The following is a 19,028-nucleotide window of genomic DNA, read 5'->3' as shown; positions in this document are numbered from 1 at the left end:
CGTTTGCGCCTGTCCTCTCTTACTATCTAATATATATAAATCGTTTGGGGGGTAATATAAGTCCTCTTTGGGCAGGGCTGTTAAGTTCTAATTTTTTATACCCTCTGTGTCATGTTGAACGGAGTGAAACATCTCGTTTCTCAGGGTCGAGACCTTCGTTCCACTCAGAAACAACGTTCGGCAGAGCGAAGCGGAGCCAATGACAGCAGAAAATAACAGAACAAAGTCGAGAACTTAACAGCCCTGCCCTTGGGGGATTGAGGGTCCTGCTGGCGCGGACTTCCAGTCCGTGTCTTGTTGACGGTGCAAAAATGTTTGCTACGCAACACACAGACGGGACGTCTGCGCGAGCGGGCAAGGTAACAAAGGTAACACTTGTTTCAGTGAACAGTAAACAGTCATCAGTTAACAACTTGTATCTCGTATCTTGTTTATTTGCATCTCGTTTACTTGTAACTCGTAACTGCCCTAGGGCGAAGTAACTCGTAACTGCTTTAATCAATACATCAAAGAGCTATCAGCCAACAGCTAAAGGCTATCGGCTCTTATTCTATAGATAAATTATTTTCCAAAGATTGAACAATCACGTTTAATCTTTGATTTTTTCAGAAAGAAAAATCTGCTGGCCTGCGCCGGCCGGGGTATTTGATTCATATTGCAGATAAGGGACGTTTCTCAACGTCCCCCGTTTGTTTTGGAGTATATATAAAGGGATTTAAACAAAGCTATTTTATTTCCATATTAGCTTATATTCATTATATCTGTATTATCTCAACGGTGCTATTGCGCTGTTACCTGACTAAATTTAATATAGCATTTTATCAATGTCGGATGTACTGCTGTCGCCGGGGTAGTTGTATCCAGCGCCACCATAATGGTAGCCTCATAGCATACTTTATTATTTGCTCCTATCGGAATCCATGTATAACGTCGGTATTCAGGTCCATTATTTTCACCATCGTAAATACCTACTTGTCCCCAATAGGCTCCATTGCTGGTGTTGCTTCCCGTGGCATTAGTCCAACTATTGCCGCTATCCTGGTCGCCACCCCATCTCTGAGATGGTATAGTTAAAACCCCCATAGTGCTAAGAGAGCCGCCATAGTCTGTATTGAAGTTCCATATCACAGGTACGGCGGAGCTCTGATTATTTCTCACTTGTACATTAAGATACTGGTTGCCGGATCTCACGGAGGTTTGAGTGACAGGTACTTCGGCCCTTATCGAAAACTTGCCGTCGGGTGAGTTACATTGCAAGGCATAATATCGTGTGCCCGTGTCATTTCCCGTATTATCCGTAACGAGCATAAAATTGCCCATCACTGCGGTTTCTTCTATCGAGGCGGTCAGCGTGTTACCTACGGTTACCTGATTGCAGCCGGAGATGTCGGTATTAGCATTCAGAAAAGGTGTAAGATCGAAGGTAATACCGTTAGGCGCCTGCTGGTCTAGCGTAGGTGTGCCTGATAGCGAGAAGTTAAGCACACCGTTGCCTACCGACAACATGCTGCCTGCGATGGTAGCGGTTACACCCGGGTTGCCGGTGGAAACGAGCGTGGCGCCGTTAAAGCTACCGCCGTTACCGCCCGTATATGGTACTTGCAACACGGTTCCTGCTATGATAGCAGTTGCATCCACAATCTGCTGACCCGGGCTCATTTGTGCTCCCGCGCAATTCAAGGTGGCAGATCCAGCCTCTGAAGAAGCATTGGCAAAGAGCCTCCATTGTGAACCGTCCCAGAACATATAGCCTACGGTGGTGAAACTCGTGTTGGCTCCTGTATTATATACCAGTAAGCCGGTAGTAGGATTGGGTATAGTTACATTGTCGGTAGAGCTTGTTAACTCTACTCTTGGAAGTAATACTCCTTTATTCGTTGAAACTACATTTAAAGCTGCTGTAGGATCGGCAGCCCCGCTTATTCCGACAGATACACTTCCCATCTGGTAAATATTATCGGTATTTGATGTGGCTGCATTCGAGGTTCCGGAGATATTCCATGGGGAAGCTCCGCTACCACCACCGACCGCTGTCCATTGTGTCCCGTTCCAGATATGCAAACCTGCAGGGGTTCCGGTATTGTAGACTACAAGGCCTATGTGTTTCTGCCTGTCCCAACTGTCTGTAGCTCCTATCGAGGCTGCAAAATCGTTATCTGTGGTTGGGGTAAAATCGGAGATGAGCACCCGTGGAAAATTAATTCCTCCATTGGCATTTACGGTATTATCATTGTTTTTGACGTCGAGCATCGCCCCGTTGTTCGGTTCGGTATTTGATCCGATGGTCACCTGTGCATGTATTGCAGGGCTCATAGCTAATATTGCCACCAGCAGCGATAATATCTTAAATATTACGCCTTTTCGGTGTTTTTGTTTGTAGTTTGCTTGTTTCATCCTGGTTTTGTTTTTTAGTTTATGAAAATAGGCTTCTCAATTTGTCTGCTGTGATATTTATTAGTTTTGTCTTTCTGTTATAACCGTTTTCCTGTAAAAGCGTCAATATCCCATATTCTTATCCGGTACTTTCCCAGGCGATGGCCAAGGAAAAAGGAGTAAAGACAATGAAGAGACACTCTTTTCACAGGGTATCAAAACTTTTGCAGAGAATGGATGGATGTGTATGCTGGATTGAAAAAGAATATGGCGGGGTATGAGAATTCTTCCGTCCGTAAAGAAACGGATCTTATATTTGTTTTTGACTTCGGAAAATAATATATCGCGCACGCATACACTCGCAAGGATAATAATGTGGCTGATATAGGCATATACAACCCTGACATTACTCAAAATAAGAAATGTGAAAGGTATGGCTAGTGTGTGTGTGTGTCTCTCTCTCTCTCTCTCTCTCTCTCTCTCTCTCTCTCTCTCTCTCTCTCTCTCTCTCTCTCTCTCTCTCTCTCTCTCTCTCTCTCTAATAAAATATAACTAACTTCCAAATATTCAGTTGGAAAATTGAAGCAAGTAGATGTATATTTTATGAAAGAAAAACTCATTAAAATAGAATTGTATTGTTTGGTTTGTTGCTGCAAAAATAAATAATAGTCCCCAATAAATAAGTTAAAAAATATTAATTTTATTTGTGGTAACCGGTATCATTGATATATCAAATAATTTAATACTTTTTATCCGACGGATACCTCCTTCATGAAGTTAATGGTGCAGGCATTAACGCCCCCCTGTTATTTTTTTATCTCAAAACAACTTTATTCTCACACTTTTATTTTAACTTAGAACAAAAAAATAATACAGTTAATACTTAATGCGCTAATGGAAAAAATCACATCTACAGAAGTCCTCGAATGGGCAAAACAATTTCTCGACAAAGCAGAAAAAGAGTTAACTCCGCAGGAAGTAAAAGAGCAGAAAAAATATGCTTCGCTTATACAGACTCCTGCTAATAAAACATTGTTGTCTAAAATGTTGGACGAGTCTTCTCAGGTAAGGGATAATAAGAAGCTGGCGAAGCGGATGAAGCTCTTGATCGAAGAATACGGTGTGCCTGATTTTTTTAGTCCGTTCGACCGTTTTCAGCTAAGGTTGTTTACAAGCATAGGCTATCTGTTCGATGGTATTTCTATTCCCCTGTTTAAAGAAAGGCTGCGTAAAGAAACTGATAAGATAATCATTTCGGAAGAACGCCCCGCTCTTACCGGTCACCTGTCCGGCAGATGGAAAAGTAAGATAGGGCAGAATGTGAATCTGCTGGGTGAAGTTGTGCTTGGAGATGGGGAAGCCAATCACCGTTACCTGCATTATCTGGAAGCACTGAAAGAACCCGATATCAATTATATTTCCATTAAGCTGTCAGGTATTTACGCGCAAATACATCCTTTAAGCTACGAACAGAATAAAAAAGAACTCTGTAAACTGGTAGCCACAATATATCAGCAGGCAATAGATTATCCGTATACAGATCAGGACGGGGTTACCAAACCGAAGTTCGTGAATCTGGATATGGAAGAATATAAAGATACCGAGCTCACACTCGATGTATTCGAAGAAGTATTGGGCATGCCGCAGTTCAAAAATTACAATGCGGGCATTGTTGTACAGGCTTATCTTCCTGATGCGGGACTGTTTCAGGAACGCTTGTTGAAATTTGCCAGGAAACGTTATGCCGAAGGAGGCGCACCGCTGAAAATGCGTCTGGTGAAAGGTGCGAACCTGCAAATGGAAAGCATTATTTCATCGTTGAAAGGATGGACAAACCCTGTATTACCTACCAAAGTAGATGTAGATGCAAATTATATGCACATACTCGATGTTGCTTTACAACCCGAAAATGCCGAAGCGATGCATGTGGGCGTAGCTTCCCACAACTTTTTCAGTATTGCCTACGCTTATTTGCTGAGTGAAAAGTATGGAACATCCGAATATGTGACCTTCGAAATGCTGGAAGGTATGGCAAATAACCTGCCGCGTGTGATGCGTAATTTTGGAAAACAGATCATACTATATACACCCGTTGTGAAAAAGGAACATTTCCTGAATGCTGTGTCTTATCTGGTACGCCGGTTGGATGAAAATACGGGAAAAGATAATTTCCTTAGCTATTCGTTCAATCTGAAACTGGGCAGTCCGCAATGGAATTTCCTTGCCAACCAGTTTGCAGAAGCATATAAACTGAAAGACAGTGTACAACCAAAATCGTTCCGTTCACAAAACAGGAAAGAAAAGCCAGTTCCGGTAAAAGATATTAATGTATTCCGTAATGAGCCCGATACCGATCTCGACCTGCATGAGAATCGTGAATGGGCCTTGGAATCGCTACGCAAATGGGGCACGTTGGTAAATGACAAGAACTTCATTGTGCCTGTGCAAATAGGAGATAGGGAAGAGATAACCGGGCATAAGAAAAAATATTATGACCGCAGTCGAAATGATGAGGTCTGCTTCTGTGAAGCCAACCTTTCCTCATTGGAGCAGATAAAGGAAATAATCGCCATTGCCGGAGAAGATAAGCCGCAGTGGAGAAAGACAGATATAAATAAACGCAACGAGATACTCCATCAGGTAGCCGACAACCTGAGCGCCAGACGTGGCGACCTTATAGGCTGTATGTCTGCCATTACGGGTAAGACCTTTATGGAAGGGGATGTGGAAGTGTCGGAGGCTATCGATTTCTGTCGCTTCTATCCCATTACAATGAAGCATTTCGATGAACTGAAAACAGTAGAGAATACACCTAAAGGTATAATCCTTGTTATCCCACCTTGGAATTTCCCTTTGGCTATCCCTGTCGGGGGAGTAGCTGCTGCATTGGCAGGGGGCAATACCGTGATACTGAAACCCGCGACTGTCGCCCTGCCTGTCGCCTGGGAATTTGCTAAGTGTTTCTGGGATGCAGGTGTGCCAAAAGAGACATTGCAGGTGGTATGTAGTGCCGACCGTTCGTCTTTGAACTATCTGACAGCGCATCCATCTATTAAGCATGTGATACTTACAGGGGGGACAGATACCGCATTCCGCTTGTTGGAAAACAGCCCGAAGACACCGCTTTCGGCGGAAACAGGAGGAAAGAACCCTATCATACTTACAGGTAACGGCGATCAGGATCACGCTATCCTGAACATAGTCTCTTCAGCATTTAGTAATGCGGGGCAAAAATGTTCGGCATGTTCGCTCTTATTGCTTGATAAGAAGACCTATAATGATGAAAATTTCAAATCGAAGTTGAAAGATGCGGTAACCAGTATGCGTACAGGCAGCGTATGGGACACAATGAATATGGTGGGGCCGATGATAACCAACGACAACGATAAACTCCTGCATGCAATAGAAAACCTTGAAGAAGGAGAATCATGGCTTGTGGCACCGGAATTTCTCGATGAGAAGAAGTATATACTCAAACCTACTGTAAAATGGGGTGTGAAGCCGGCGAGCTTTACATTCAGGAACGAATTGTTCGCTCCACTCCTGTCTGTTGTCTGTATAGATGATTTGGAGCAGGGAATCGAATTTGCCAATTCGTCTGAATACGGGCTTACGGCAGGATTGCAAAGTCTGGATGAAGAAGAGCAGTTGTTGTGGAAGAACAGTATCGAAGCCGGTAATCTGTATATAAACAGGGGAATTACGGGCGCAATCGTCAACCGCCAGCCGTTTGGCGGAATGAAACGTTCTGCGTTTGGCGGTGGTATCAAAGCTGGAGGGCCTAATTATGTTTCCTGTTTTGTAGAGTTTGCTGAAAATGAAGTTCCTGCGACCTCCGTCAGATCACAGTTGAGCGATCTGGTAGATGCCGATAAAGATAAAAACCGCTTGAACTATGCCGTGGAAAGCTACAAAAATGCCTGGGGGACGGAATTTTCTTTAGAGAGAGATGTAAATCATATTTACGGAGAGGAAAACATATTCCGTTACCTGCCGCTGAAGAGCATAGGCCTGCGTGTTCAGGAGAATGATAACCTGTGCGATATTTTGCTGATCCTTTCGGCTGTGACCACTGCTAAAACTCCTCTTACAGTCAGTATTTCGGGCTCGGACAGTAAATTGCAGGCTATTGAGAAAGCAGCTCTGACTTTATTGGGAATCGTTATCAAAATGCAGGACGAAGACAGGTTTGTGGAAGAGATGGATAACTATGAACGTATCCGCATCTGTTCTCCGGCTGCGTCCGATGCTATATATCTGAAAGCTGCGAAACTTGGCAAACATATCGCAAATAACAAGCCGCTTGTGGAAGGACGTCTCGAAATGCTTCATTATCTCAAAGAACAAAGTATCGCCTACGAGTACCACCGCTATGGAAGTATATTTGGAGAAGATAGATAATAAACGGATTTGATAAAATTTAGCTATATTTGTAGTTAATCGGGAATTCTGGTTTGCAGGAAATGAACTCTGGCAGGCCGGAATTCCGGTATACTCACTAAAATTATACAATATGAAACCTACATTGTTCATTTTGGCGGCCGGAATGGGTAGCCGCTACGGAGGCCTCAAACAGCTTGACGGACTTGGCCCTAATGGGGAGACCATCATGGATTATTCTGTGTATGATGCTATACAGGCAGGTTTTGGTAAAATAGTATTCGTTATCAGGCACTCTTTCGAGAAAGAGTTCAGAGAAAAAGTGATATCAAAATATGAGGACAAAATATCTGTAGAGGTTGTTTTTCAGGAGTTAGACTATATACCTGCAGGGTTTGTGCCGAATCCCGAAAGAGAAAAGCCGTGGGGGACAAACCATGCCTTGCTGATGGGAAAAGATGTTATTCATGAACCTTTTGGTATCATTAATGCAGATGATTTCTATGGTCGTGCCAGTTTCCAGATTTTGGCAGGTATGCTTAAGACGATGGCGGATAAGACGCATAATTACTGTATGATAGGCTATCTCTTGGGTAATACCCTTTCCGAAAGCGGAACAGTAGCGCGTGGCATATGCCAGCTCGATGATGAAAACTATCTGACCAAGGTCGTGGAACGGACGCAGATAGAACGCATCGATGGTGTTCCTTGCTACAAAGATGAAGATGGTACGTGGAAAAAACTGACTGATACAACTCCTGTATCGATGAATATGTGGGGTTTCACACCCGACTATTTTGACTTGTCGGAAAAAAGTTTTGAGAACTTCCTGAAAGAAAACCACAACAACCTCAAGGCGGAATTTCTGATTCCTACGATGGTTAATGATTTGGTAGAAAAGAAAGAAGTGAAGGTGAAGCTGATAAATACACCATCTGTATGGTTTGGCATCACATATGCTACCGACCGGCCCGAAGTAGCCTTACGCATACAGGAGCTGGTAGATGAGAGGATTTATCCGGAAAAGCTCTTCGGATAATCTGAAAAAGGGAAAGCCTTCTTCATCGATACTATAAGCCGGTATAATAAAAAAGCCCTGTGATTTTACATATCACAGGGCTTTAATCATTATGGAAGGCGCTTCACTAAACTACTATATCTTTATTCTATATCGATTTCTTTGCCTTGATAGAAATCCAGAATCTTTGCTCTGAATATAAAATCGTATTTCGCTTGTATACGTTCCGATTTGCTGGTCAGCAATTTTGTCTGAGCTTCATTAAATTCAAATACAGTCGATTTACCAATGTCGTAACGTTCCCGGGCATATTTGAATGACTCATCAGCAGCTTCATAAGCTTTGCTCGCCGAATTATACTTAGCCTGCGAAGAAATAGCACTCTGGTATGCCTGTTGAATCTCTTTATATAATGCAAGTTTCACATTGTCAAGCGCTAAATTCTGGTTCTCGATGCTTAGGCGTGCACTTCGCACTTTGTTCCTTGTTTCGAAACGGTTAAAGATAGGAATACTTAAGCTAAAACTCAAATATTCGGAGCCGAAATCTCGGATCTGTTTACTAAAACTCACATTGTTTTGCCCCGATACATTCTGATATGAAGTGCTGTAACCTGCGCTGAAGTTAAGGGTAGGCCAGTAACCTGACTGAGCTACTTTCAGGGTCTTTTTGCTGCTCTCAAGTTTGTATTCAGCTTCTTTTATATGCGGTTTAATCCCTAACGCCATCTGATAGACCTGATTGGGCGGCAGTACACTACCCAAATTGTTGTCCACTATATTATCTATTTTCGGTTCTTCAATATCGAAAGCCTCATTTGATGCGAGATTCAGAGCCTGAGACAAATTCAGCAGCGATAGGGCCAGATCGTTGTCGGCCATTGTTACATTTGATTCGTCTTTTGCCAGTTGGGCCTTTATATCATATAATTGCGATGTTGGTACCTTGCCTGATTCAACCAGCATATTGGTACGCTCTACCTGCTGTTTGCTCAATCCTGCCTGCTCCTGATATGCCTTGAGGATTTCTTTTTTGAACAATACATCGAGGTATAGGGAAACCACCTGTAATTCCAGATTCTCCTGGGCTTTTTTCAAACCTTCCATAGCAGCCTGCAAAGTCAGTTCATCGGCCTTTATCTGGTTAGGAATCCTGAAACCAGTGAATATGGGAACAGAGGTAGATATACCGAATGAAGAACGGGATGAGTTTACCGCTTCAGAAACGTTCGTACCCAAAGTAGACCGCCCGAAGTTGAAGCTTTGTCCCATACTGGCATTCAGGTCGGGTAAACGACTGTTCTTGCTGGTACTCAGGTCTATTTCCGAGTTTTTTACTTCCAGCGATTGCTGTTTCAGTTCTATGTTATTCCGGACAGCATAATCGACACATTGTCTCAGTGTCCATTTGCTCTGTGCTTGGGAACATAGGCAAACAAGTAATAAACCACATGATATTATGTACTTTTTCATATGAGTCTGTTAATTTTTAGGTGCTTCTTTAGGCTTGTCCGAAACTTCGTTTCCTCTGATTTTCTGTCCTTTACTGAGCCCTTCTTTTACTTCTACTTTTATTCCGTCCGACAATCCTACTTTTACCAGCTTTTTGTCAAATACCTGCTTGTGGTTGGTAGTATCGGTCAGTATATAAACGAAAGAAGAGTCGTTGCTGAATGTGATCGTACTTTCGGGTATTGTCAATACCTTTTCAACCTTAGCCAGTACAATCTCAGCATTGGCGCTATATCCTGCTCTCACCATCACTGTATCGGGAATGCGGGCTGCGGCCTTTATTTCAAACAGGATAGCTCCGTTTTCCTCTACTCCTTTAGGCGCGATATACTCTAATATAGCGTCGAATTTCTGAGCTTCGATAGCACCTACCGACAATTTGATCGGCATGCCTGTATGTACCCGGCCTACTTCAGTTTCATCTATTTTTCCGATGAATATCATGTCATTCATATTTGCTACTGTAGCGATGGTAGTACCGTCGTTGAATGTATTGGCCTGTATTACCGAGTTTCCGGCTTTTACAGGAACATCCAGTATCATACCTGTGATGGTAGAACGGATTTGTGTGTTGCTATATTGTGCCGTTTTTTTAGAGATACCTGTTTTTACAATATCGAGGTTGTCTTTCGAATTTTCCAGTTCTTCGACGGCTTTTTTGTAATCGGCATCCGATTTGTCCATTTCTTCCTTGGCTATCACACCTTTTGCAAACAGGTCTTTCTGGCGTTCATGTTCGGCTTTTACCTGTGTAAGGTTTATCTGTGCTACATTCACGCGTGATTCGGCTGAGTTCAACTGGGCAACTTCCGGAATAACCTTTACGGTGGCAATAATATCCCCCTGTTTTACAAAGTCACCTGCTTCTTTAAGAACCTCCGATATAATACCGGATATCTGCGGTTTAATAAGGATTTCGTCACGGGGCGATACCTTACCTGTGGCTACTGAAGTATTTTCCACATTTCCTTCTTCAACGGTAGCGATTTCGTATCTGACTTCTTTCGGCTGCGATTTTTTCCAAAGGAAAAAGAATGTGCCAAGGACCACTAATCCTATAATCACAAACAGTGCTATTCTGAGAACCTTTTTCATATAATATATATTTACAATTTTTTTTCTGTTATATTATCGATCATCATCCAAAAAGTAACAAAGGTAACAGATATATCAGTTAACAGTTATCAGTGAACAGTGAACTAACTTGTAACTCGTAACTGCCCGCAGGGCGCAGTAACTTGTAACTTGTAACTGTTAAAAAGTAACAAAGGTTACAACTTTCCCATACTTTTTGGTGTGCCACATTTTTTATTTTACAGTCTCTGACTCTACAGAGTCTTGTATGTTGCGGCTATGGGCCGGCAATTTATATATAGATAAATTTATTCGTCCCTGATAGCGTCTATAGCTTTTACACTAAGAGCCCGCATAGCAGGCATCAGGCCTGCAAAAATTCCCGATGCGATGAGTATTCCCATAGCAGCCATTGCTGTTCCAAAGGAGACTAACGGAGGTAAGAAAATCATATCTTCGTTAGCCATACTACTCATCCCCTGACTTATCATACTTAAAATAAGCACGCCAAAGAAAAATCCCGAAAATCCCGCGATTGCTGTCAATACGAAGCTCTCACTCATTATTTGCAACATAACGGAAAGCGGTTTGGCCCCTATCGCCCTGCGTACACCGATTTCCCGGGTACGTTCCCGTACGGTGACCAGCATGATATTACTTATCCCTATGATACCGGACATCAGGGCCCCTATTCCAACAAACCAAATCAATATATCAATTCCGCTGAACAGATTATTGAATATCTGGAACTCTTTCTCTATATTGAAACTGCCTATTGCCTTTTCGTCTGAGGGAGATATGCTGTGTGCGGCCTTCAATATACTTTTTACCTCTTGTTCTACAACTGATGCCGGATAGCCGGGCTTGGCGGTGCATGCCATGAAATAAATATCCTGTCCCTGATTGAAAGCCCTCTGGGTAGTAGAGAATGGTAAAAATACCGATGATTCCACATCTCCTCCAATGGATATTTTCGATTTTGGCCGGATGACCCCTATCACTTGAAAATAAATGCCATTTACCCTGATATACTTTCCTATAGGATCTTCGCTTTTGGCAAATAATGTTTCATAAACCTCCCGGCCGATAATACAGACCTTGCGGCTCTTATCTACATCTATCTCATTAAACAGGCGTCCTTGCAGAACGTGCTGGCCCTCTATCTTAAAGTGTTCCGTATATATGCCTCTGACACCATAGCTTCCCGATTTATTCCCGTTAACTACATTTTTGTCGCCACCGCCAATAAACAGTACCGGAGATACATATTCCACCGATTTGGCTTTATCTTTTATTGCTTGCACATCTTTTGTCTTCATCGTCCACTGACGCCCTTTCCGGAACCCATCATAAGGTTCGCTTGTACGTTGTGTCCAGAAGAAGCAGGAATTGGAGGCAAAAGCCTCAAAGTTTTTATATATTCCTCCCTGCAAAGAACCTCCCAGTCCGATGAGCAGAATAAGCATGAAAAGCCCCCAGAATACCCCAAAGCCCGTAAGAAAACTCCGTAGCTTGTTTCGCTTGATGGTAATCCATATCTCCTGCCAGTTATCTAAATCAAACATATTGCGCTAATTTTATTTTTTTTATTCTGCCCGCATGGCTTCTATCGGACTTATCTTTGTCGCTTTCAGCGCAGGCATAAATCCCGATACGACACCGGCTATTATCATGACTATGGTTGCTTTAAGGATAGTTGATAAATCGACCGAGGGATCTTTGAATATCGGAGGCCCGTCGGTAGGCATGCTAAATATCAGATCGGTCATCAGCCCGAATTCATTTATGGCTATTCCCCCGATCATTCCTATATAGCCGGCGATGGTAGTTATAAGGATGGATTCCAATATGATCAGTCTCAATATTGAACCTGATTTTGCGCCTATTGCCTTTCGTATCCCTATTTCCCTGGTACGTTCTTTTACTGTGATCAACATTATATTGCCTACTCCTACTATCCCTGCCATGAGGGAAGCGCCGCCTATTATCCATAGAAATATGTTGATGCCTGAAAAAATCATGTTTGCTTCAATCATGTCTTCAGCGGTATTACGGATATAGAGGGCAGACCTGTCGGCGGGATCGAACTCGTGCAATTTACCCAGTTTCTGACGCAATCTTTCTGTGAAATCCTGATTCTGTTTCAATGTATTTAACCCGACTATGGTGAAATCGATTTGCCGGAATCCAAAACCTTTACTGTAAAGCATCTGGGCAGTTGTGAAGGGTATGTAAGCCGGAGGATTGTTACGGAATTCATTTTCGTCGTCATAAATCCCTATCACCTGATATGCCATATTGTTATCAGCTATTACATATTTTCCTAAAGGGTCCTGATCTTTAAATAATATCTTTTTTATTTCCTGACTGATAACTATTACTTTTCTGCGATTATCCACATCAATTTTATTCAGAAAACGACCTTCCCCGCTTCTTACCTTGATATTGTTTATATATGCTGCATCCTGGGAAACCCCGTCAAGCGACCATGAGCCATATTCCTGGAGATAAGACAGGTTGACCGTCTTACTTATCCGTGCTGAAACATATTGTACTTCCGGGATCTTATTTTTTATCAGGTCATAATCACGTCCGTCAAATTTGATTTCTCTGTTGGTGGGAAATCCCTTATATGGCATTGAAGTCCATCCCGGCCATAAAGTGACTGAATTCTGTGCTCTACGGGAAAAGTTTGAAGTTACTCCGTTCTTCAGACCATTTCCGGTTCCTAACAAGACTATCAACATAAATATTCCCCAAGCCACAGCAAAGCCTGTAAGCGCAGTCCGCAGCTTATTTTTGCTGATAGTTGAGAGTATTTCCCGTAGCGAGTCAAAATCAAACATAGACAAGGTGTTATTTAAGGAACGGACGGAATTTGAATATATAATTCAACAAATTTTATCTGTTCCTGTTGTTTTACTTTTCGGATAATAAAAAGAGGTTTGCACCCTTACATCTCTATTACAGGGTTCTCATTTGTTTCTATCGAGCCTATTATACCGTCTTTTATATGTATTACGCGGTCGGTGGCATTGGCTACAGCCTGTTCGTGCGTTACGATAAGCATTGTGATACCATCGTTTGTATTTATTTCCCTCAACAACTGCATCACATCCCTCGATGTTGAACTATCCAAAGCTCCGGTAGGCTCGTCGGCCAGTATTACCTGGGGCTGCGCTATGAGGGCGCGGGCTATGGCCACACGTTGTTTCTGACCTCCTGATAATTCGTTCGGTAAATGGTCGGCATGGCTGGCCAGTCCCATCTTGTCGAGGTATTCCATTGCCAGCTTATTTCTTTTTTTGCGGTTCATCCCCTGATAATAAAGAGGTAACGCAACGTTTTCCATTGCATTCTTGAATGAGATAAGATTGAAAGACTGAAAAATAAAACCTATTTTCTTGTTTCTCAATTCGGCTGCATATGTCTCGCTTGGTTTATTTATCAATACATTATCGAGATAATACTGACCTGTATCATAGTTGTCGAGTATGCCGAGAATATTCAGCAATGTGGATTTTCCGGAACCGGAGGCCCCCATAATAGACACTAATTCTCCTTTCTCAACTTCCAGATTGATTCCCTTCAAAACGTGCAAAGGAGCACCGTTGTAGTAGGTCTTGTTCAAATTATTAATTCTTATCACGCTTGTAAACTGTTAGATATGCAAAATATGAACACACAAATATAGATTTTATTATAAAGTGTTAGCGCTTGAGCCGGAACTTTTATACTTATATGTCGCAAAAAAAATAAAAAGGTTACAATCTTTTTCAATTTTAACATTTTTATGTTCACATTGCCATATTACTTTATAAAAGAATGTGGCTTTTGTGTATTATATGAGTTATTTCTGAATAACGAATCTTAATATAAAAATAAAGGCTGGCTTCCAATAAGGAACCAGCCTTTGTTCTTTATCTGTAGATGTTATGTTTACTGCAACTTCGCTAGTGTCTCTTTCACCCGTCTCATTGCCTCCACAATATTCTCATCAGAAGTAGCGTATGAGAAACGGATATAGTCAGGAGCTTCGAATGCAAGTCCGCCCACACAAGCCACATGGCCTTCTTCAAGCAGGAACATCGCCAGGTCTGCCGATGTATTGACCTGCCGCCCATTGTACGACTTGCCCAGGTAATAGCTGCATTCGGGGAACAGGTAGAAAGCCCCTTCCGGCTTATTCACTTTAAACCCTTCTATTTCAGAAGCCAGCTTTACAATCAGGTCGCGACGGCGTTGGAATGCCTGGCGCATATCTTCCACACATTGCTGATCTCCCAGATAAGCCGATTCTGCAGCTTTCTGAGCAATGGATGAGGCTCCTGATGTATATTGCCCCTGCAACTTGTTACAGGCCGAAGCAAGCCACTGGGGCGCGGCTACCCATCCCAGGCGCCAGCCTGTCATGGCATATGCTTTGGATACTCCGTTGATAATGGCAACACGGTCTTTTATATTTTCGAACTGGGCAATGCTCTCATGTTTTCCCAGATAGTTGATATGTTCGTATATCTCGTCTGCGATGATGATGATATTCGGATGCTTAGCCAATACATTCGCTATTGCCTCCAGTTCGGCTTTGGAATAGATACTGCCTGTAGGGTTCGAAGGTGAGCATAATATAATAGCCCTTGTTTTCGGAGTAATAGCTGCTTCCAGTTGGGCAGGAGTCATCTTAAAATCCTGTTCGATGCCTGTGCGGATTACCACGCTTTTACCTTCAGCCAGTTTTACCATTTCCACATAGCTAACCCAGCATGGAGCGGGAATGATCACTTCGTCACCCGGATTCACTACGCATAGCACTACATTACAAACATCCTGCTTTGCCCCATTGGAACAAATAATCTGTTCGGGCTTATAGCTAAGCCCGTTTTCTGTTTCCAGTTTTTTGCATATTGCCTGCCGGAGCGACAGATAGCCGGGCACGGGTGTATAGAAAGAGAAGTTATCATCGATGGCTTTTTTCGCAGCTTCTTTTACATGGGCGGGCGTGAAGAAATCCGGTTCTCCTACACTCAGATTGATAACATTGATGCCCTGAGCTTTCAACTCATTGCTTTTCTGCGACATAGCCAGGGTCTCTGAAACTGCAAGGCTCGCTATACGTGCTGATACTTGTGACATAGTTATTTATTATATTTAGGTTGTTGACCTTTTTCTGATTAATCTACATTATGTAAATCGTGTCCCATACGCTCTTTTTTCGTATGCATATAGAACTCGTTATATTTGTTGGGTGTGATTTCGATAGGTACGTTGCCTACTACAGTCAGCCCGAAAGACTCCAGACCTTTTCGCTTGACAGGGTTATTAGTCAATAAGCGCATTTTACTAACGCCTAATTCCCTGAGAATAGCTGCACCTACGCCATAATCTCGTTCGTCGGCACGATAACCCAGATGAAGGTTTGCATCTACTGTATCGTATCCTTCCTCCTGAAGTTTGTATGCTTCCATTTTAGCCATTAGCCCGATTCCCCGTCCTTCCTGATTGAGATATACGATTACTCCTTTTCCTTCTTTCTGAATCATTTCCATCGACTTGTGCAGCTGTTCTCCGCATTCGCAACGCATAGAGCCGAATATATCGCCTGTTACACAGGAGGAATGTACCCTGACGAGGATAGGCTCATCTTTTTCCCATGTTCCTTTTATGAGGGCCACGTGTTCCAGCCCTGTCGATTTTTGCTTGAAGGGAATCAAATGGAAATGCCCGTATTCGGTAGGCATATTCACTTCGGCGCCTTTTTCTATCAGTGATTCTCTTTCGAGTCTGTATTTTATAAGATCGGCTACCGATATCAGTTTCAGGTTATATTTGTCGGCCATTTCGCGTAATTCGGGTAAACGCGCCATCTCGCCATCTTCTTTCTTTATTTCTATTAAAACTCCTGCGGGATATAATCCGGCAAGGCGGGCAAGGTCTACCGATGCTTCGGTATGTCCTACACGGCTAAGTACCCCTTTGTCTTTTGCCCGTAGAGGGAAAATGTGTCCGGGACGGCCGAAATCTTCGGGTTTAGTGTCTTTCCGGGTTAGGGCGAGTATCGTTTGCGCCCTGTCGTAGGCCGAAATTCCGGTTGTTACACCATTCTTGAGTAAATCTATAGATACTGTAAAAGGCGTGGCGTGAGTCGCAGTATTGTGGGTCACCATCATTGGCAGATCAAGTTCTTCGCATCGCTCTGCTGTTATAGGCGCGCAAATCAGCCCTCTGGCATGTGTCTCCATAAAGTTTACTTTTTCGGGAGTGATGGCTTCCGCGGCAATGATGAGGTCTCCTTCATTTTCGCGGTCTTCATCATCGACAACAATAACGAAGTTGCCATTCCTTATTTCTTCTATGGCTTCTTCTACTGTATCCAGTTTTATTTTTTCCATATTATATATCTTTCCTTAAAAACTTAAGAGTATGAAATGATTTCAACTTCTTTTTTATCCTTGCCTATCTGTCTGGTAACATAGAAATATACGAGAGGATAGAACATAAATGAGAATATTACAATAAAGAAATGGTATAGTTTAGACCGCTTCTTAATATTGGTGTAAAAAGCAAAATAGTAAAACATCGACCGTATAAACAAGAATAGATATGAAACGTCGATGATCCATGAAAACCCTGTCAGATTGGTTATCAGGAGAAAGATGCATAAGATATAACCTGCCATAGTCCATTTAGAACTATAGTCATACAGGAATTCGGCATTATCCATATATTGTGCGTCTTGTTTATCTATGATCCCGCCTATTTCTGCTCCTCTTTCTTTCAGGATACTCAGGGCAGCCAGCTGCGTATCCTTTTCGTAATTGTATTTCTTATAATTCTGTATCAAATCCCGTAGTTTGTCGGTATCCATAGCGCGCAGACCATTAAGGATTTCGGGTTGAAGATCGAGCTCCGATACATCAGGTATTTTCTTGACAATAATATTGCGCCTTTCATCGCTGATCTTTGGAGGAGTCTTTATAAAGAAGATCTTCCGTATAAATTTACCATATGCTTCAGGATTGAATAAGGCGGAATCATTCATCGCTTTATAAGTGAGGAATACGCCTAACGGGAATAATGCGAATGAACTGAGCCACATACCCTGCCACGCTTCCCAGACGCCGTCGCGCGCCATTTTATACCCGATATTGTCTATTATATAATAGACGATGAATAAAGCGACGGACACAACCACAGGCATTCCTAATCCACCCTTGCGGATAATAGCACCCAAAGGCGCACCGATGAAGAAAAAGATAAGACAGGCGAAAGATAAGGTGAATTTCCGGTGCCTTTCTACTTCATGATATCTGATATTCTTTTGAAGTCCTGCTTTTTGGGTAGACTCCAGCATATTATACCGGCTATTTTCCGCTTCGCTGGCAGCAGACATTAAATGTTGCGCCATTTCTTCTTTACTGTAAGAGTTCAGCAAGGAGTCGAAGTCGATTCTGGCCGGTTGTTCCTTTTTTAGAGAAACTTTTGGCTTCTCAATTTTTAGCGAGTCGGTTTCTTTTATCCTATTTTGGTATGCTTCAGTATTCCGGTATGCGAAATATGTGTGTTGCCCTATTATTTTCCGGTCCCTGATATTTACACTATCCAGCCGTACACTCATGGAGTCGATAGATCGAGAGAGTTGAACGATATTCTTGGATATCTGTGTTCCTTCCAGATTGGATTCGTCCATCCGGTCAAATCCGGTATTAAAAGGAATGATAACTTCTTTTTCTTTAAAGTTCTCCCGGCTATATGGCACAAACTGATTGTTGCTTCTACTGCTCGTGTTATTAATTTCAGCTTGCCGGAAATTAGAGAATTGCTGTCCGTGGTACAAATTTAATAAAAGAAAGGTTTTATCTTCCGAACCTCTCATTAGAGCCGAATCGCAAACTATGACAGCCATGTTGTCAAATCCCTTGGAGGTATCGTATATCATGACTTCGTGCAGCATCTTGGTTTCACGGTTTTTTTTCTTCACATACAGGTTATAGTTTGGGATGTCGCTATAGAAAGAGCCTTCCGGAATGTCCAGTTCGGGCGATTTTTGTTTGATTGACCATAACAACGCCCTGAGTTTAACCTGGATACGAGGCATTGCTTCATTCTGGAAAAAGAATGCACCCACGGATATAAAAGCGACAAGTATTATCAGAGGTCTCATTGCCTTGAGCAGCGAGACTCCGGATGCTTTGATGGAAAGGAGTTCGAGCCGTTCGCCCAGATTACCGAATGCCATAAGTGAAGCTAACAGCAGAGATAGGGGTAAAGCCATCGGTATCAGCTGGAAGGCGGCATAAATGAAGAGTTCGGCTAAGACAGAAATCTCAAGCCCTTTCCCAACAAGGTCCTCAACATAGCGCCACAGGAATTGCATCAGTACAATAAACAAACATATCACAAATGTCATAGCAAAGACAGGCAGGAATGTTTGGATGACGAATGTATATAGTCGTTTAATTTTTAGCATTAACTACAGAAACTCAAATTGTGTACAAAAGTAGTAAAAAGAAAAATGTTAAGGCAAATATTATCATGAAAGATGTCATTCTTAATTTTTATTAGTGAATTTATACAGGCCTACAAGCTTCATTGGAAGACCGGAGGGAAATATTTTTGTTATTTTCGAGCCGGAAGTTTGTATTATATAAAATAATCTTCTATTTTTGCACCCG

The 19,028-nt window shown here is 42.4% G+C and carries 11 protein-coding genes; 2 read left to right on the top strand and 9 right to left on the bottom strand.

Going from position 1 to position 19,028, the window contains the following annotated elements; all coding sequences use genetic code 11:
• Positions 1-780 precede the first annotated feature (780 nt).
• Positions 781-2,394, bottom strand: coding sequence for a hypothetical protein (locus tag ACFO6W_RS02280; protein WP_379993685.1), 1,614 nt, complete (start codon positions 2,392-2,394; stop codon positions 781-783).
• Between the two features lie 873 nt (positions 2,395-3,267).
• On the opposite strand from ACFO6W_RS02280, the gene ACFO6W_RS02275 reads away from it, so the two are divergent.
• Both ACFO6W_RS02275 and ACFO6W_RS02270 read left to right on the top strand, forming a co-directional pair.
• On the top strand, positions 3,268-6,774 hold the full coding sequence (locus tag ACFO6W_RS02275) for a bifunctional proline dehydrogenase/L-glutamate gamma-semialdehyde dehydrogenase (protein WP_379993684.1): 3,507 nt from the start codon (positions 3,268-3,270) through the stop codon (positions 6,772-6,774).
• A gap of 112 nt (positions 6,775-6,886) precedes the next feature.
• Complete coding sequence (locus ACFO6W_RS02270; protein WP_379993683.1) at positions 6,887-7,792, top strand: glycosyltransferase family protein; 906 nt, start codon at positions 6,887-6,889, stop codon at positions 7,790-7,792.
• Positions 7,793-7,914: 122 nt separating this feature from the next.
• Here ACFO6W_RS02270 and ACFO6W_RS02265 read toward each other — a convergent pair whose 3' ends face one another.
• From ACFO6W_RS02265 to ACFO6W_RS02230, 8 genes are all read right to left on the bottom strand, one after another.
• Positions 7,915-9,243: a TolC family protein gene (locus ACFO6W_RS02265; RefSeq protein ID WP_379993682.1), complete on the bottom strand. Its 1,329-nt coding sequence runs from the start codon at positions 9,241-9,243 to the stop codon at positions 7,915-7,917.
• 9 nt (positions 9,244-9,252) lie between these two features.
• Positions 9,253-10,377 (bottom strand): efflux RND transporter periplasmic adaptor subunit, encoded by a 1,125-nt coding sequence (locus ACFO6W_RS02260; protein WP_379993681.1) that lies wholly within the window; start codon positions 10,375-10,377, stop codon positions 9,253-9,255.
• Positions 10,378-10,664: 287 nt separating this feature from the next.
• Positions 10,665-11,921, bottom strand: coding sequence for an ABC transporter permease (locus tag ACFO6W_RS02255; RefSeq protein ID WP_379993680.1), 1,257 nt, complete (start codon positions 11,919-11,921; stop codon positions 10,665-10,667).
• 21 nt (positions 11,922-11,942) lie between these two features.
• Positions 11,943-13,202 (bottom strand): ABC transporter permease, encoded by a 1,260-nt coding sequence (locus ACFO6W_RS02250; RefSeq protein WP_379993679.1) that lies wholly within the window; start codon positions 13,200-13,202, stop codon positions 11,943-11,945.
• Positions 13,203-13,309: 107 nt separating this feature from the next.
• Entirely contained in the window at positions 13,310-14,005 is a 696-nt protein-coding gene (locus ACFO6W_RS02245; RefSeq protein ID WP_379993678.1) for an ABC transporter ATP-binding protein, read from the bottom strand.
• Positions 14,006-14,295: 290 nt separating this feature from the next.
• On the bottom strand, positions 14,296-15,489 hold the full coding sequence (locus tag ACFO6W_RS02240) for a pyridoxal phosphate-dependent aminotransferase (protein ID WP_379993677.1): 1,194 nt from the start codon (positions 15,487-15,489) through the stop codon (positions 14,296-14,298).
• Between the two features lie 38 nt (positions 15,490-15,527).
• Positions 15,528-16,745 (bottom strand): bifunctional 3,4-dihydroxy-2-butanone-4-phosphate synthase/GTP cyclohydrolase II, encoded by a 1,218-nt coding sequence (locus ACFO6W_RS02235; protein ID WP_379993676.1) that lies wholly within the window; start codon positions 16,743-16,745, stop codon positions 15,528-15,530.
• Between the two features lie 23 nt (positions 16,746-16,768).
• Positions 16,769-18,823, bottom strand: coding sequence for an LptF/LptG family permease (locus ACFO6W_RS02230; RefSeq protein WP_379993675.1), 2,055 nt, complete (start codon positions 18,821-18,823; stop codon positions 16,769-16,771).
• Positions 18,824-19,028 lie beyond the last annotated feature (205 nt).

The organism is Dysgonomonas termitidis (assembly GCF_042654545.1).
GTDB classification, from domain to species: Bacteria; Bacteroidota; Bacteroidia; order Bacteroidales; family Dysgonomonadaceae; genus Dysgonomonas; species Dysgonomonas termitidis.
This window is presented reverse-complemented; position numbering and strand designations above follow the sequence as displayed.